Here is a 16641-nt window from a genome sequence, read left to right on the forward strand (position 1 = left end):
ATCACCTTGGAGGATGATGAAATTAGCCTGNCAGACGACGACATCCTCTTGGAGGATGAAATCACCTTGGAGGATGATGAAATTAGCCTGNCAGACGACGACATCCTCTTGGAGGATGAAATCACCTTGGAGGATGATGAAATTAGCCTGACAGACGACGACATCCTCTTGGAGGGTGAGACAGCGGCTGAGAAAAANANCATCCCAGCNANTCNGNAAAACCAGNCTCCCAAAACTGCTGAGGACTGGGCAAGTGCCGGAGGTTGGTATAAAGACAATAACACCTACAGCCTAAGATATCGTCCTGTCGGCCACGCAGATANTTTCCTGATGCTTTGGTTAAATATTTCTGGCCAGCTCGGAACTTTCCAAGACTTGTTCACGTCCTTATCCAAAGAGGGGAGTCCGGGGATCTGTTCAAAATGCCANTCTGTTGACCTTATCATGGATAGCCAAATCCAAATAAACTGGGCCGGCGCCTCCGCTGAAACAAGCGACCCTGCTCTAGTTGACTACCCGCATGTTTCTCATTTTGGGATAATGAAAGATACAACCTGCAAAACATGTCACAACTTAGCTAAGAGCTCTAACCCCGCCAAAAACCTAGTCACATACGACCCCGCCGTATTCAGCAGTAATTTTACTGCCTTGGACCAAACCATCTGCTCCGACTGCCACAGCACGGGAAGCGCCGTAAATGCCTGCACAACCTGCCACAACTACCACTTTGTGCGCCCGCAGCCTTCACAGGCTACGGCTGCCCGGTTAGATAATCCCCAATAAATGGCCGTTATTTATTCTTTATAGAAGCCCAAGAAAGTTATGCCCCCAAATCCTAGGTGTTGAATTCGTCATGCATTACGAGCATCTGCCTTACTGCATTTCCTGAAGCTAATTTGTNAAAGCCCTCATTAAGGCCATCCAATCCAATATTTCCGCTTCTCAATTTATCAACTGGAAGCTTACCCTGTTTATACAAATCGATAAATTTAGGAACATCTTGCCGCACTACGCAACTTCCCATATAGCTTCCCTTAATTCCCCGCTCCTCAACAACAAGTTGGGCATGCGGGACCGGGAAAGATTCTTGATGATGGGATAAACCCGAGGTTACCGTCATTCCACCNCGTCGGGTAACCGCATAAGCAGTTTGCATAGCTTTCACAGCACCGGCCACCTCAAACGCGTACTCCACTCCCCCTTTAGTAGCTTCCAACACCTTTTCCACGCAGTCCGATTCGGAAGCATTAAAGGTATCTGTAGCCCCCAATTGCCGCGCCAACCCAAGCTTATCATCAGCTATATCAATTGCTACGATCCGCGCTGCGCCTGCAACAATNCCACCCAACAAGGCACAGAGGCCAACCCCACCCAACCCAACAACTGCAATAGTGGAACCAGCTGGAATTTTTGCAGTATTAACAACTGCACCTACTCCCGTCACCACAGCACAGCCAAACAGCGCAGCATCAACCATGGGAACGTCATCATCTATGACAATAATCGAATCCTCACACGCGACCATATACTCTGCATAGCAGGAAACACCATTGGTGTGATGCAGAGTGCCTCCATTGAGGGAAAGACGTCTTTCTCCATTTATTAGAGCGCCTGTGGCACGGGCATTAAACGCTGTTTCACATAGATTAGATCTCCCAGTGGTACAAAATTCGCATTTCCCACAAATTGGGACAAAACTCATCACCACATGATCACCCACTTTGCATTGAGTTACATTTTTTCCTATCTCTTCAATAACACCAGCGGCCTCATGGCCTGGCACCATAGGAAGTTTTCTTTGCATAGTTCCATTAATCATTGAGAGATCAGAATGACAAAGCCCCGCCGCACCGGTCTTTATCAAAACCTCCCCTTCTCCTGGCGGATCGAGCTCGACCTCCTCCACTGATAGAGCTTTGCTCTGAGTAAACGGATGCTCCCTACCCTGCTCATGCAGGATTGCCGCCTTCATTTTCATAATACTCTCCCCAAACGTTGCTCTCGATCCCAGTCAATAAAATGGCGNTTGGGCCATCCTTCAATAGTCTTGTCACAATATCAAGACTATTTCTGACGACAAAATGTGTCCCACAATTCCCTAAATATAGGTTCCTAACACATCTTTTAGTTTCATTACTTATAGTCACAAGGTAGCATGGCCCAAAATTACTTGGCGTAGCACAATGAAATTTAATGATATTAAAGCCTTAACTTTTGATACCGGAGGAACAATCCTCGATTGGCATACAGGATTTTCAACCGCTTTAAAAAATCTAGGTGAAAATCATGGGATAGAGAAAGATTGGCCAGCATTGGCAAATGATCTGAGGCGTCGATCTCTAAAAAAGATGATCAATTTGGGCCAAAATTCACCTCCTGAATANAACTTCGATGGAGCACATCGTTCCACTTTAGACGAAATCTTGGAAGAAAATGACCTAACTTCTATATCAGAAGACGAACGCCGCAAGATCTGGTGGGATGCCCCGCATAATTTCTGCTGTTGGCCAGACTTTCCAGCGACGCTGCCAAAACTAAAAGAAAAGTATATTTGTGCTTCGTTTACATTACTGAGTGTCAGGCTGATCACTGATACAGCGCGGGTCAACCGGCTTAATTGGGATGCCGTGCTGTCCTGCGAAATTTATAAAAAATACAAACTGCTTCCGGAAGCATATACCAATACAGCAAGTTTGCTGCAATTGGATCCCAATGAATGTCTCATGGTTGCTTGCCATAATTTTGACCTCGATGCTGCCAGGAATGTAGGGTTCCGAACGGCATTTGTAAAACGGCCCGACGAATGGGGGGCAGAGGGACCTCCCGACCCTATACCCAATAGCCATCATGATATTATTGTAGATGACTTCCCGACCTTGGCTCAAGAGTTAGGGGTCTCAGTATAAGCAAGAGAGAAATTTCTCCTACAATAAGATATTAATGCTTTAAATTATCTTAGCTGAGGAAACACGCGGGTTGGAAGGAAACTTGAGGCCGAAAATGGATAGACTGACCACAATTCCTCCGTTAAAAGAATAAAAGAAACTAGAAATGGCAAAACAACTATGACTATAAAGAACAAAGCCTATATTGCTGGGATTTACGAGCATCCCACTCGAAAAGCGANTGATAAATCNGTTCCGCAATTNCATGCAGAAAGTGCTGCTGGGGCTCTGGCCGATGCNGGCCTTACCTCAGATGACGTTGATGCATACTACTGTGCAGGTGATGCCCCNGGGATGGGGCCTCTTTCTATGATTGACTATATGGGCTTGCGGANCGTNCGACATATGGACTCTACGGATACAGGAGGATCTTCCTACGTCGTCCACGTTGGTCATGCCGCCCAAGCCATCGCAGCCGGNAAGGTTGATGTTGCTCTGATTACGCTAGCAGGGCGTCCGCGAGCTGAAGGAATGGCCACAGGGACAGCACCACGTGCTCCGGTTGACACTGCCCCAGATATACCATTCGAATATATTTATGGCCCAACAGTAATTAATATGTATGCCATGGCAGCTCACCGCCACATGCATGAGTATGGAACAACAAGCGAACAATTAGCGTGGATTAAAGTGGCAGCATCGCACCACGCACAACATAACGAACATGCCATGCTTAGAAATGTTGTGACTGTTCAAGAAGTAGTTGATTCTCCAATGATCTCTGATCCCCTACACCGCCTGGATTGCTGTGTTATTTCGGATGGTGGTGGGGCGATTGTGGTAACACGCCCGGAAATTGCAAAATCATTAGACCGTGCGTGCATCAAAGTTTTAGGCCACGGCGAATCTCCAAAGACCATCAATAATGGGAATCTAGATTTGACCTATACTGGCGCTAAGTGGTCTGGTCCCCTCGCCTTCGAAGAGGCTGGNCTNACAACCGAAGANGTGGACTACGCTTCCGTNTATGACAGCTTCACGATAACGGTTCTAGANACCATAGAAGACCTAGGGTTTTGTGAAAAAGGTAAAGGNGGCGCATTTGTTTCAGACGGAAATTTGATTTCTGGACAAGGCAAGCTTCCATTCAACACGGATGGTGGTGGATTATGTAACAACCACCCAGTTAATCGTGGTGGGCTCACTAAAGTTCTTGAAGCTGTTCGACAGTTGCGCGATGAGGCCCACCCCAAAGTTCAAGTAAAAGACTGCCAAATAGCCCTCGCTCATGGTACGGGTGGCTCAATCGGCACCCGNATGGGAAGTTCTACAATCTTACTCGGAAGGGCCGACACATGAGCAGTCCCACAAGAACATTCCCCAGCCCCCCCCAAAGTCCTGAAACGATGGAGTTCTGGGAGGCCATAAACGAGGAAAAACTTCTGATTCCCCGATGCAAGGACACCGGTCAGTTTTTTTGGTATCCGAGGAAAATCAGCCCCTACACGCTTTCTGGGAATGTAGAGTGGGTAGAAGCTAGCGGAAAAGGTGTTATTTATACATACTCCGTGATGCGGCGTGCTGACCCCCAATACGTCATCGCATATGTAACCCTCGAAGAAGGTATAACAATGATGACAAATATAGTGGATTGCGACCCTGAAGCATTAACGATTGGCCAATCCGTTAGACTCTTAATGGTAAAATCGGATGAAGGCCAAAAGGTACCTGTATTTACACCAGCGTAAAAAACAACGGGAGCCTTAGAACCAATCTATGGGCTTCCCTGAGCCATACGTTTGCGATAATCCCATGAACAAAAGTTTCGTGGTTCTATCCTGATGGATACTTCCGAATCTGACCTAGAAAGCAACCATTCTTGAAGTTCAAGATTTGTATCTGCTAAGTACCTGCTAACAAGCTTTCCAAGATCTCCTTGGCCATCACCATACGAAAGGTCTACATCAGCCTGCCCTCGAACTCCGTGATATGGCAGATCATCGCCAGAAATTTCAAATGCGCACACAGGTTTTTTTCTCAGACATTGCACAATCCGTGCACCACGCTGGGACGAGCACACGATAGTTGAACCCTGCCGCAGAAACCAAAGCGAAGCAATAATTGGATAACCTGTATCCCCCTGTACTGCTAACCTAATAGGGATCACACTATTATCAAGGTAGCCATTAATTTCATCAAGGCACCAGGGCCCAGACATTCTCATTTCCCGTCACCCGATCTACATATCTAAATTNCGCTCAAAAACTTTTTCTAACTTCAAACTACGTGCTCTTTTTATTGTAATGCAGCTCTTTTGCAACTCCGCCATCGTTACCCAAGGCTATCCGCCGCGACTCTTCACTATCAAGCGGCTTATGGCCCCCCAAAAATTGNGGAACCTCTCCGCCAACAACTTCGTTTCGGAGGCGCCCAACCTGGCTTATCTCCACCTCAATAATATCGCCCAAATCAACCGATCGCGAATTTGCGGGCGTTCCTGTTAGTACCAAATCACCAGGAACCAAAGTGATATGCCTCGCAATATCAGCAACAAGATAATCTACTCCAAACCACATATCTTCCCCTATGTTGGCNTGTTGAACGACCTGCCCATTCCGATAAGTTGTTAGCACTGAGGATCTTATATCCACCCCAGACACAAGCCCGGGCCCTACCGGACAGAGTGTGTCTGCTCCTTTGACCCGTAGCATAGACCCCGCATCTGTATCGCGCATATCCTGCAATCCAGCATCATTTGCAACTGTAAAACCCGCCAAGTGATCCCATGCATCTTCTAACCTGATATTTCGAGTTACGCGGCCAACCACCGCTGCTAATTCCCCCTCATAATTCAGGTACACGTGTCCACCAGGCCGAATCAGTTGACCGTCATGGCAATTAAGTGAGGAAATCGGTTTCATGAAGTATGTAGGCTCGCTTGGCTCTCCCTTACCCCCAAATTCATACCACCGGGATTTGTAGTTCCCATGTGGGCAAATAATTTTTGTTGGCGAGCATGGCGGCAAATGCTTAACTTCTGCCTCCTCCACTAAGCGTCCATCATCTAACGTAAGACCGGATTCCGAAGACGTAGCCCAGTATTCCGACCCCCGGAAAATGATCCGTCTTCGTTCCAACCTGGGACCATCGAATACACTCATTTTACTCTCCTAAATCCTATACTCATACATGGTGACGAGTTTCCCGGGAAAGGGCTGCCCAGAAATTACAACCGTAAAAATACTAACTTCTTCTTATAAGATATCTTTATTTGGCGTGCAAAAAAACACCCCTACAACCATACGACTTCCAATCTCAAAACGATATTACCAAAATACCTTGATGTTTTTTTTCCAGGGGATAACGTTAGTCTGTTTAAGGTCTCAATCAACCTATACCCCAACACGATAAAAAATTAGGAGGAGTTACGGTAATGATAATGGACAACACTTTCCGGACTAAGCTTCGGGAGGGGAAACCAACAGTTGGCACTCATTTTATGTCTTCGGACCCGGACCTCCCTGAAATCATTGGGGATACAGCTTTGTATGACTACGGAGAATTTGGCGCCGAATATTCAGTCTTTGACATGCAGTTGCTCTACCATATGGCCAGGTCTGGGCAGTGTTCAAACCTCCCTTTAATGATTAAACCCGACCAGAAAAGTGAATCCTTCTGGGCGCAGGCGGCTTTAGGAGCGGGTTTCAAGGCGGTGCTATTCACAGATATTCGCACTCCTGACGATATTATCCGATGCCACCAGGCCATACGACCTGATATGCCAGGAGACGAGGGCCACATGGGGGTTAAACTTAGGAGGCCCGCACTTAGTGGGTACTCAGACAAAAATCCCGACGTCAAAGGATCTCAAGCGTACGTTGATGATCTAAAATCAATTGTCTTCCTAATCATGATCGAGAAGAACGTTGCTGTGGAAAATATCGATGAAATTCTTTCTACTGCAAAAGAGTATGGAGTGGATATGACCCAGTGGGGCCCGGCGGATTATGGCTTCTCTCGTGGCAACCCGGATTTGATGCATACCTCTGAAATTCGACCTGCTGAGGAACTCGTAATTCGAAAGTCCATTGAATATGGTATTCATCCCCGGATAGAAATGGGTGGACCTGAAAGCGCCAAGCGCTACATTGACCTGGGTGTTCGACACTTTTGCGTTGGCTGGGATCGGTTCTTTTACAAAAGCAGTCTCATAGAAGTTGGCGAAGGTATGCAGAAAGTACTGGAGCCATTGTAAACTTGTTCGTATAAATGGGTTAAATGGGTACTTTTTATTAGAGAATTGTCATAAAGGGGGGATAATAAACCAATGCAAAGAAGAGACGTGATCTTGGGCTTGGGAGCCGTGGCTATCTATCCGTTGCTATCAGCAAGAGAGCTATGGGCTAAATTAACCCCGTCTGAAACTTCTGTTTTATTAGTGGTAGACGTTCAAAATTGTTTTTTGCCTGGAGGAACACTCGCTGTCCCAAATGGTGACGAGATTATTCCCGTCATTAATTCCCTAGGTGAAAAATTCCAAAACATTATTTTCACCCAAGATTGGCATACACAAGACCAAGTATCATTTGCCTCCAACCATCCAGGGAAAGAACCCTTCGAGACCGTTGAACTTTCCTATGGTACACAGGTTCTATGGCCGGATCATTGTGTTCAGGGTACTCACGATGCTCGTTTGGCTTCGGGCTTAAACATACCACATGCCCAACTCATAATCCGCAAGGGCTACCATAGTGAAATTGATAGCTACTCTGCATTTGTTGCGGCGGACAGGAAAACTAAAACTGGACTGACAGGATACATGAGGGAACGTGGATTGCAGGAAGTTTACGTTTGCGGTTTAGCAACAGATTTTTGTGTAAACTGGTCGGCGATGGATGCGAGGCAAGCCGGAATGGACGTATGGGTGATCGAAGATGCATGCCGTGCCATCGACTTGAACGGCTCACTCGATAGTGCCTGGAAGGATATGGAGCGGGAAGGCGTACAGCGAATTTCGTCTGCTGATATCCAGTAACACAGGGACTATCAGCCAGCGGCTAATGGCCCCTTCACTAGTTGACCGGCATAATTACCTGTTGATTCTCCGTCCTCTAAAGTGACTTCCCCGTTTACCAATGTGTAGTGGATACCTTCAGATTTNTGGACCAAACGGCGAGCACCACCAGGTAAATCTTTTTCTACTGTCGGGATGCAGGGCTTAACTTCTTTCTCATCAAACACCACAATATCAGCTGCTTTTCCAGATTCTAATAGACCCCTATCCGTCAAGCCCCACGCCGCGGCATTATCTGCCGACAACATACGCACTCCCTCTTCCAAGGAAAAAGCTTGTTTATCACGCACCCAATAATTCAGCATATGAGTTTGCAGTGAGGAGCCCATTTCCTGCGCTACGTGGGCTCCCGAATCNGAAAATGTGGCCAGCGCTCGNGGATGCTGCAACATGCCATGAATGTGATCTGGGTTTTCATTTAAGAGAGGTTGCACAAACACTTGATCGGAATTTTCAAGTACAAGATCAAGCATTACGTTGACTGGGTGCTGCCCACGCTCCTTAGCAAGGTCGTCAACAGAGGGGTCATCCCAGTCCACTCCACGCATCACAAAGAGATTACTGTAATCGGGCTTCCTNGGATCCGTGGTAGCGGCACCGCCGCCTTGAACGACCTTATCGCGAGGTTTCATGGAAGATTCATCTTTGATCAATCGTTCCCGTACTTCCGGATTGGAAAATTGTGCTTTTTGTTGCTCAAGGGGCAGATCTCGGATCTCTNTCCANGCGGGAAGCACGTCAAATGGTAAATAGGACTTAGCAGANAATATCGCNTTGATGGAGCGAGTTGTAGATTGGCCCCAAACATTCCCGCCTTCAGAAACCACTTGNTCAATAAACTCGAGTTGGNTCTCGNAAGGGAGGGGATCATCTCCCTGGGAAGTCTGTGCCAAGCTGAACATTACNCTTCTCCGGGTATTTAGACAGATCTTCTTGAGTTCCTCAAAAAATATACGTGCCTTTTCCCCCGATCCTATATCCGGCCCNATCTGGAAAACGCCTGCATTGAGCTGTGCCATTGCATCCACAAGATGTCCTAGTTCTTGCCAATCCGCGATCCGACTAGGAACCGGAGTTCCATCCGGCGTGATGTGGGTAGGCGAACGGGAAGTTGAAAAACCTATAGCACCAGCCTTCAAGGCCTCTTGGACATGAAAAGCCATCTTAGCCAAATCGTCTTCCGTTGCCGACTGATCCAATGCCCTCTCCCCCATTACATACATGCGGAGGGCAGAATGGCCTATGTAAGCCCCATAATTAATACCCTTGGGCAAGCGCCCGACATTCGCAAAATATTCTGGAAATGTTTCCCAGTTCCAATCAATACCAGACATCATGGCCTCTGTCGGGATATCCTCAACAGCCTCAAGACAACGCGCATACCACTCATGGTCATCTGGTGCGCAGGGAGCTAGTGCAAAACCACAATTCCCCATAAACACCGTCGTAACACCGTGCCAACACGAACAACTTCCAAGGGGGTCCCAGGCCACCTGCGCATCCATATGGGTATGACCATCAATGAATCCAGGAGCCACAATCAAGCCGTCTGCATCGATGGTTCTTTGGGCTGAAGCGCTGATTTTACCAATCTCTTGTATACGCCCACTCTTTATACCAACATCTCCGTGATACCGGGGCTTGCCCGAACCATCGACCACAGTTCCATTCTTAATTAAGAGATCAAGCCCCATACCCCACTCCTCCACCTACACTAATGAGTTTACCAACGTAGCTACGACGACGTCCTACATCTTCAATAAAACAACTTGGAAAACAACACCTAATTTCATAGGGCTCGGGCCGCTTTCTTACGCTCGTGGCCACGCAGCATTTTTTTACGAACTCGCACGGAACTCGGAGTAACTTCAATCAACTCATCATCGTCAATGAACTCCAACGCGAATTCTAGGGTCGTCTCAATTGGAGGGGTAAGTAAAATATTTTCATCACTACCCGCAGCCCGAAAGTTGGTTAATTGTTTTCCTTTGATTGGATTAACCACCAGATCATTGTTTCTCGTATGCAGCCCTATCACCATACCTTCGTAGACTTCGGTGCCGGGATCAATGAACAAACGACCACGTTCCTGTAAGTTAAACAAAGCATAGGCGAGGGACTTCCCGGAAATCATAGAAACCAAAACGCCATTTGCACGTTGGCCCAAAGAACCACTGGCTCTGGGCGCATAGTGATCGAAAGCACTATACATCAACCCTGTGCCAGACGTAGCCGTTAGAAACTCGGATCGAAAACCAATCAAACCTCTGGTGGGAATGATATAATCAAGTTGGGTGCGGCCTTTGCTATCGGATCGCATGTCTCTCAACTGCCCTCGACGTGCTCCAATTCTCTCCATCACCGTGCCTTGATGCTCGTCCTCGACATCTATTGCTAAACTCTGCCACGGCTCACATATTTTAGAATCTACTTCCTTAAGTATGACCTCGGGTCGAGAGATCGCTAATTCGTAGCCTTCTCTTCGCATAGTCTCTACCAGAATACTTAAATGAAGTTCCCCTCTCCCTGATACTTTAAACTTATCTGGATCAGCCGTGTCTTCAACTCTTAGAGCAACATTATGAATCAACTCTTCTTCCAGTCTCTCCCTTAAGTTCCTACTCGTGACATATTTTCCTTCGCGCCCAGCTAAAGGAGAGTCGTTAACTTGAAAGGTCATGCTAATTGTAGGCTCATCAACAACAAGTGGGGGAAGCGCCTCAATGGCATCCTCGGAGCACAGAGTGTCAGAAATACTCAATGGATCCACTCCGGTAAAAGCAACTATCTGACCGGCCTCTGCCTCCTCCTGCTCTATCCTCTCCAATCCCAAGAACCCAAAAACTTGTAAAATTCTCGCCTTCCGAACTTCTCCAGACGCACTCACTAAAGCTACCGAACTGTTCCTGCGAAGACGCCCTCTTTGCACTCTACCGATTCCGATAACTCCCACGTAACTCGAATAATTTAGAGCACTCACTTGCAGTTGGAAGCCCCCTTCCAAATCCACATCAGGTGAGGGAACATGGTTTAGTATTGTTTCAAAAAGGGCTTCCATGTCATGACTTTTAATAGCCAAGTCCAAGGACGCCCAGCCCTCCAAGGCAGAACAGTACACAACTGGAAAATCCAACTGCTCCTCGTTAGCCCCCAAACGGTCAAACAAATCAAACGTTTGGTCCAGAGCCCAGTGAGGCCTTGCACTTGGCCGATCTACCTTATTTATAACAACGATTGGCTTCAGCCCCAACGCCAATGCCTTGCTCGTAACAAACCGGGTCTGTGGCATAGGACCTTCCACTGCATCGACCAAAAGTAAAACAGAATCGACCATTGAAAGAATTCTTTCGACCTCTCCACCAAAATCTGCATGACCCGGAGTATCGACAATATTTATGTGGACATCATTCCAGCGCAAGCCGGTGTTCTTAGATAGGATTGTTATCCCCCGCTCCTTCTCTAATTCATTGCTATCCATGACCCTGGCTTCGAGTTTCATAGCTCTTCCAAGGGTTCCGGAATCGCTCAACAATTTGTCAACAAGTGTTGTCTTTCCATGATCTACATGAGCAATAATAGCGATATTACGAATATCTCGAGAGGAGATACTTCTTGGTTTATCTGACATAAGGGTAAAAACCTGCTTAGAGATGGTAACAGCTACCAAAATTTTATAGAACGGTTATACAGAAAGGACAATGAAATGTCCGAATGGGTGAGCGGGCCCCTTCTAGACCCTAAGTAAGCCTGGAAAATACCTAGTCCCGTTGCAAAAGCAAGAGATAGCTATAGAGGAGCGAACTAAAATGCGATGTGAAGTAGTGGCCATTGGCACCGAACTACTCTTGGGCCAGATAGTAGATACAAATTCCTCCTGGATCGGGGAGCAATTGGCGTTGACCGGTATCGACTCTCACTTCCAGGTGAAAGTCGGCGATAATCTAGAACGGATGGAATTTTGCCTTAGACAGGCATTGGAACGGAGCGATGCCGTGATTTGTTGTGGAGGCCTAGGGCCGACCCAGGATGACATTACAAGAGACGCTATCGCTAAAGTAATGGGTGCTGACCTGAAACGCGATGAAGTCATTGTAGAAAAAATTCGCCGAATGTTTGAATCTCGGGGCCGGACAATGACAGATAATAATCGAAAACAAGCAGATATTCCGGTAGGTGGCCGCCCTATTCCCCAAATGCCTGGAACCGCCCCGGGCCTCTACTGCCCTATCGGGGATAAGGTTATTTATGCGGTCCCTGGAGTACCTTATGAAATGCGGGAGATGATGCAAGAATTCATCCTCCCCAACCTACAAGAAAGATCTGGACAAAAAGCTGTTATAAGAAGCCGAGTTTTAAAAACCTGGGGAAACACCGAATCCGGCCTAGCCGAAATCCTCGCAGAGGAAATCAATGTATTAGATGAAAAGGGAAATCCAACGCTTGCATTTCTTGCCAGCGGCATCGAAGGGCTTAAGGTTCGGATTACGGCAAAAGCAGAACAGGAGAACGAGGCAGAAAAAATTCTCGCCGACGAGGAAGAAAAAATTCGAAATATATTAGGTGATGTCATATTTGGAATCGACGAACAAACTATGGAGAGCGTGATACTGGATAAATTACGCAAGGATGAAAGCAGCCTATGTGTTGCAGAGTCTTTAACAGGCGGGGTCATGGCATCGCGCCTCACCGCCATCGACCCAAAGATGGAAACCTTTAAGGGGGGGGTAATCTCCCAGACATGCTTTGAAGGGGAACGGGGAATAAATCGAGCTATTTATGCTGCAAAAGACGCAAAAGAAACTACAGGAGCCGATGTAAGTGTTGCAGCAACCCTACCGCATCCTTTGGAGGAAAAATCTAAAGGCACCGTCTATCTTGGCATTGTGATTGGGGGTCAGGAACATACGGATGAAGTGGCTTTGCCCGGAGACCGCCATAGACTGAGAAATTATGCAGTCATCAGTTTAATGAATTACTGCCGCAAACTTCTCGCATGACTACTTCACGTCGGTGGCTAAACAACGAATCACTCGGACGCCAATGCACGGCATTCCTTACCAATAGATTCTCCAGTAAAACTGAGGCCCTCGTCCGTTAGAGTAATAAATCCATTAATTCGATCTCTAAGGCGCAAGTTGAATGCCTTCGTAGCCTTTCGCAACTACCTCATCACAAATTTTCTTGTAGGCTTCTACACCCCCAACATATGGCATAAAGATTCTGGGTTTACCGGGTATATTGGCCCCAACATACCAGGAATTTGCCTGTGGATAGAGGGTTGAGTTCGCAACCTCATTCACGTGTTCAACCCATTTCGCTTCGGCTTCCAACTCGGCTTCCGCACGAGTAACTCCATTTACAAGCATGTTCGCAATACAGTCTGTGATCCAATCCGTGTGTTGTTCGATAGAAAGAATCATTTGGGACTTCACACCAGGGCTACCAGGGCCAGTGATGACGAACATATTCGGAAAGCCAGCGACCATGATGCCAAGATAGGTCTTTGGGCCATCCTCCCATTTGTCCTTCATATCCAACCCATCTGACGTACGTATATCCATTTCTAGGATTGCACCTGTCATGGCGTCAAACCCGGTTGCGAAAATTATTGAATCGAATTTAAACTCTTCCCTTGCAGTCCGAAGACCCAATGGAGTGATCTCTTCAATTGGTGCACTACGAACATCAACCAAAGAAACGTTGTCACGGTTGAAGGTCTCGTAGTACCCACTGTCGAGACAGATCCGCTTAGTTCCGATAGGATGATCATTTGGGCACAAGAGTTCCGCTGTCTCTGGGTCTTTGACGATCTCCCGAATGCGTTCACGAACAAAGTCGGATGCTGTTTCGTTGGATTTTTCGCTCAATAGAAGATCGTTGTAGGAGAAAAGATAACTGATAGTCCCACCTTCATTCCATTTCTGATGGTATTTAGCTTCGCGTTCTTTCGGTGTTGCCTCAAGAGCACCTTTCTCGGGCGGCGGATATCCAGCAATACCGAACGGAGTGGAATATGCCTGCTTCCGCAACTCTCTGTATTTCTTCTTGTGGATAGCGCGCTTTTCTTCAGCAAGAGGACCGTTCCGTGCCGGCAAACTGTAGTTTGCGGTCCGTTGAAAGATGTGTAGGTGCTTAGCTTGTTTTGCGACCTGCGGAATGATTTGGATAGCGGTTGAGCCGGTACCAATGATACCGACCCGTTTTCCAGAAAAGTTGACTTCTTCTTTGGGCCATAAGCCACTGTGATACCAATCGCCTTTGAAATTATCGACGCCCTTAAAATCCGGGACGCGGGGAGTTGAGAGATTGCCAACCGCCATGACGCAAAATTGCGCCACGACTTTCCGGCCTTCGGCCGTTTTGATCCTCCATGTGTTAGACTCCCGTTCGTAGAAGACAGATTTAATTCTAGTTTCGAATTCAATGTCCTTCATAAGGTTGAACCGCTCGGCAACGTGGTTTGCATATTTTAAGATATCCGCTTGTTTGCTGTATTTGTCCGGCCAAATCCACTCCTGCTCCAACTCTGGGTCAAAAGAGTACGAATATTCCATGCTCTCAACATCACAGCGGGCACCAGGGTACCGGTTCCAGTACCAAGTGCCCCCGACCCCATCACCTGCTTCAAAAACTTTGACACTTAAGCCCAACTTTCGGAGCTTATAAAGCGCGTACAGACCTGCGAAACCAGCGCCGATAACGACGGCGTCAAAAGTCCTGGAATGTTGATCAGACATACTTTTGCTCTCTCTATTATAGTTAGGTCCGTATTTTTAATTGCCGAAGTAAACTTTGTAAGTGATTTACCTTAGTGACGCAGTATGCGGCCTGAACGCATCCCCGTATGTTCATCGTTTCGGAGAATAACCTCACCATTACAAATGGTGGCCTCGTAACCCTTTGCTTTCTGAATGAAGCGTTTAGCACCTCCAGGAAAATCGTTAACTAATTCGGGCATCCTTTCACCCAACTTATCGATATCCAAAATATTTATATCAGCAAAATAACCGGGCTTTATGGAACCACGTTCCGCCAACCCTAGGACACGTGCAGGAGCAGAAGTCAAAAGACGAATTGCCTGCTCTAAAGCGTAGAATCCGACGTCACGACCCCAGTGGCTTAGGACAAAAGTAGACCAACCTGAGTCCATAATTTGACTGACATGTGCCCCGGCATCCCCTAGACCAGGCATCACAAAATCGTGCGACAGAACCCGCCTTAATGCCTCGTCGTTTTGGTTAAGAAACCGAACGATAAACAACGCCCGGCCATCACTCTCATCCGCCATACGAAGAAAAGTTTCAGCCGGATGTTCACCTGCCGCATCTGCTATCCCCTGGAGACTTAGCTCTTCTCCACCAACATAATTTGGCCTCTCAGCATCACCTAACCAAACTACATGTTCCATTCCGACAAGGCGCCAGATGGCTCCACGTTCTGCCAAGACCTCTTTCTTCGCCGCCGCAATAAGTTTAGCTCGACAGGACTCGTCACGTATGGCTACCAAGCGCTCCTTTACATCCATATCCGCAAGGCCTTCCCACGGCCCAGAGTGCCAGATCAAATTGCAAGCCAGCCCTGTGATAAGGCCACTGCCCCGGGGGATTGATATAGCATTAATATCTAGTCCTTCCTTACGTAACTCCGACACCCCGCCGCAAATGTTGTCCCCATACTCATTGTTTGGACCAGCCGTCATACTAAACAGCACCTTACCGCCAGACGCCCTTGCCTCCTTCCCCAATAGATCAATTTCACCATCCATATCCCCACGAAAATTAGCCACGTTTTGCATTAGGCCCCCAACGCTTCCCACTGCTGCCGCAATATCCTCTAATTCTTCGTGGTTTGCGTGGGTGCCTGGAATGTTTCTTCCATCTGGCAACTTATGGAACAATAATCTGGAGGTCGAAAAACCGAGAGCTCCAGCCTTTACTGCATCTTTGGCCAATGTAGCCATCTTTGTTCTTTCTTCAGGGGTAGCCTGTTCCTCAACCGCCCTCTCCCCCATAACATAAAACCGTAGAGCACAGTGACCCACTAACCCGGCTATATTTATTGCTGGAGCCATAGATTCTACACTGTCCAAGTACTCGCCGTAGTGTTCCCAGTCCCAGGGCAACCCACCCAAAATCGCATCCTTAGGGATGTCTTCGACGGTCTCCATCATACCCGCCAATAACTCACGATCATTCGGATGACAGGGAGCAAAAGTCACCCCACAATTTCCCATAAGAGCAGAAGTCACCCCATGCCAGGAAACCGGCGTCAACATGGGGTCCCAGCCGATTTGCGCATCAAAATGGGTATGTAGATCAACAAATCCTGGGGTCACCACTTTACCTTTGGCATCCAGTTCTTCACGGCCACTGCCAAGTGCATTCCCTACTTCAACAATTCTCTCACCCGTTATTGCTACATCCGACTCAAAAGGCTCTCCACCAGTCCCGTCCAGAACGGTTCCATTGCGAATGACTATATCGTACATCCCTACTCTCCCCATTTTCACCTTATCGACAATCAGGTCAGCCCCAACGAATCCTGTTGCCTAATATACTATGCCGAGAGACCATACCATGTTATGCCTTCTATCCCAGCGCAAATCACGAACAGAAAATTAAAATGAATTCTATTCTGACCACGCTAGACGTCGCTGCCTTATTCTGGTTTTTCATTTTCTGG

14 protein-coding genes are annotated in these 16641 nt (G+C 47.4%); 7 read left to right on the forward strand and 7 right to left on the reverse strand.

The window, feature by feature from the left end; all coding sequences use genetic code 11:
* Window positions 1-783, forward strand: a 783-nt coding sequence (locus tag CMM32_02200) for a hypothetical protein (GenBank protein ID MBT05717.1), incomplete at its 5' end; no start/stop codon positions are given.
* Between the two features lie 52 nt (window positions 784-835).
* On the opposite strand, the gene CMM32_02205 is transcribed toward CMM32_02200, so the two are convergent.
* Window positions 836-1978, reverse strand: coding sequence for an alcohol dehydrogenase (locus CMM32_02205; GenBank protein ID MBT05718.1), 1143 nt, complete (start codon window positions 1976-1978; stop codon window positions 836-838).
* A 205-nt stretch (window positions 1979-2183) separates the two neighbouring features.
* On the opposite strand from CMM32_02205, the gene CMM32_02210 reads away from it, so the two are divergent.
* The 3 genes from CMM32_02210 to CMM32_02220 all read left to right on the forward strand — a co-directional run bounded on the left by CMM32_02210 (window position 2184) and on the right by CMM32_02220 (window position 4633).
* A complete protein-coding gene (locus CMM32_02210) occupies window positions 2184-2906 on the forward strand; it encodes a hypothetical protein (protein ID MBT05719.1) in 723 nt (240 codons plus the stop codon).
* Window positions 2907-3065: 159 nt separating this feature from the next.
* Entirely contained in the window at window positions 3066-4244 is a 1179-nt protein-coding gene (locus tag CMM32_02215) for an acetyl-CoA acetyltransferase (GenBank protein ID MBT05720.1), read from the forward strand.
* Entirely contained in the window at window positions 4241-4633 is a 393-nt protein-coding gene (locus CMM32_02220) for a DNA-binding protein (GenBank protein ID MBT05721.1), read from the forward strand. The genes CMM32_02215 and CMM32_02220 overlap by 4 nt, the downstream gene beginning before the upstream one ends.
* A 26-nt stretch (window positions 4634-4659) precedes the next feature.
* On the opposite strand, the gene CMM32_02225 is transcribed toward CMM32_02220, so the two are convergent.
* Window positions 4660-5103, reverse strand: a complete 444-nt coding sequence (locus CMM32_02225; GenBank protein MBT05722.1) for a pyridoxamine 5'-phosphate oxidase — start codon at window positions 5101-5103, stop codon at window positions 4660-4662.
* A 64-nt stretch (window positions 5104-5167) separates the two neighbouring features.
* Entirely contained in the window at window positions 5168-6046 is an 879-nt protein-coding gene (locus CMM32_02230; protein MBT05723.1) for a 5-carboxymethyl-2-hydroxymuconate isomerase, read from the reverse strand.
* Between the two features lie 272 nt (window positions 6047-6318).
* Here CMM32_02230 and CMM32_02235 point away from each other — a divergent pair, with 272 nt between their 5' ends.
* Together CMM32_02235 and CMM32_02240 are read left to right on the forward strand one after the other, a co-directional pair.
* Window positions 6319-7140 (forward strand): hypothetical protein, encoded by an 822-nt coding sequence (locus CMM32_02235; GenBank protein ID MBT05724.1) that lies wholly within the window; start codon window positions 6319-6321, stop codon window positions 7138-7140.
* A 72-nt stretch (window positions 7141-7212) separates the two neighbouring features.
* Window positions 7213-7920 (forward strand): nicotinamidase/pyrazinamidase, encoded by a 708-nt coding sequence (locus CMM32_02240; GenBank protein MBT05725.1) that lies wholly within the window; start codon window positions 7213-7215, stop codon window positions 7918-7920.
* A gap of 11 nt (window positions 7921-7931) precedes the next feature.
* Here CMM32_02240 and CMM32_02245 read toward each other — a convergent pair whose 3' ends face one another.
* Both CMM32_02245 and typA read right to left on the reverse strand, forming a co-directional pair.
* Window positions 7932-9653 carry a hypothetical protein gene (locus CMM32_02245; GenBank protein ID MBT05726.1) on the reverse strand — a complete coding sequence of 574 codons (1722 nt, stop codon included), beginning with the start codon at window positions 9651-9653 and terminating at the stop codon, window positions 7932-7934.
* A 95-nt stretch (window positions 9654-9748) separates the two neighbouring features.
* Window positions 9749-11587, reverse strand: coding sequence for a translational GTPase TypA (gene typA, locus CMM32_02250; GenBank protein ID MBT05727.1), 1839 nt, complete (start codon window positions 11585-11587; stop codon window positions 9749-9751).
* A 139-nt stretch (window positions 11588-11726) separates the two neighbouring features.
* Here typA and CMM32_02255 point away from each other — a divergent pair, with 139 nt between their 5' ends.
* Window positions 11727-12956: a damage-inducible protein CinA gene (locus CMM32_02255; protein ID MBT05728.1), complete on the forward strand. Its 1230-nt coding sequence runs from the start codon at window positions 11727-11729 to the stop codon at window positions 12954-12956.
* A 126-nt stretch (window positions 12957-13082) separates the two neighbouring features.
* On the opposite strand, the gene CMM32_02260 is transcribed toward CMM32_02255, so the two are convergent.
* Together CMM32_02260 and CMM32_02265 are read right to left on the reverse strand one after the other, a co-directional pair.
* Window positions 13083-14696: a cyclohexanone monooxygenase gene (locus CMM32_02260; GenBank protein ID MBT05729.1), complete on the reverse strand. Its 1614-nt coding sequence runs from the start codon at window positions 14694-14696 to the stop codon at window positions 13083-13085.
* Window positions 14697-14767: 71 nt separating this feature from the next.
* A complete protein-coding gene (locus tag CMM32_02265; GenBank protein MBT05730.1) occupies window positions 14768-16462 on the reverse strand; it encodes an amidohydrolase in 1695 nt (564 codons plus the stop codon).
* Window positions 16463-16641: the final 179 nt, after the last annotated feature.

The organism is Rhodospirillaceae bacterium (assembly GCA_002728255.1).
Taxonomy (GTDB): Bacteria; Pseudomonadota; Alphaproteobacteria; order UBA7887; family UBA7887.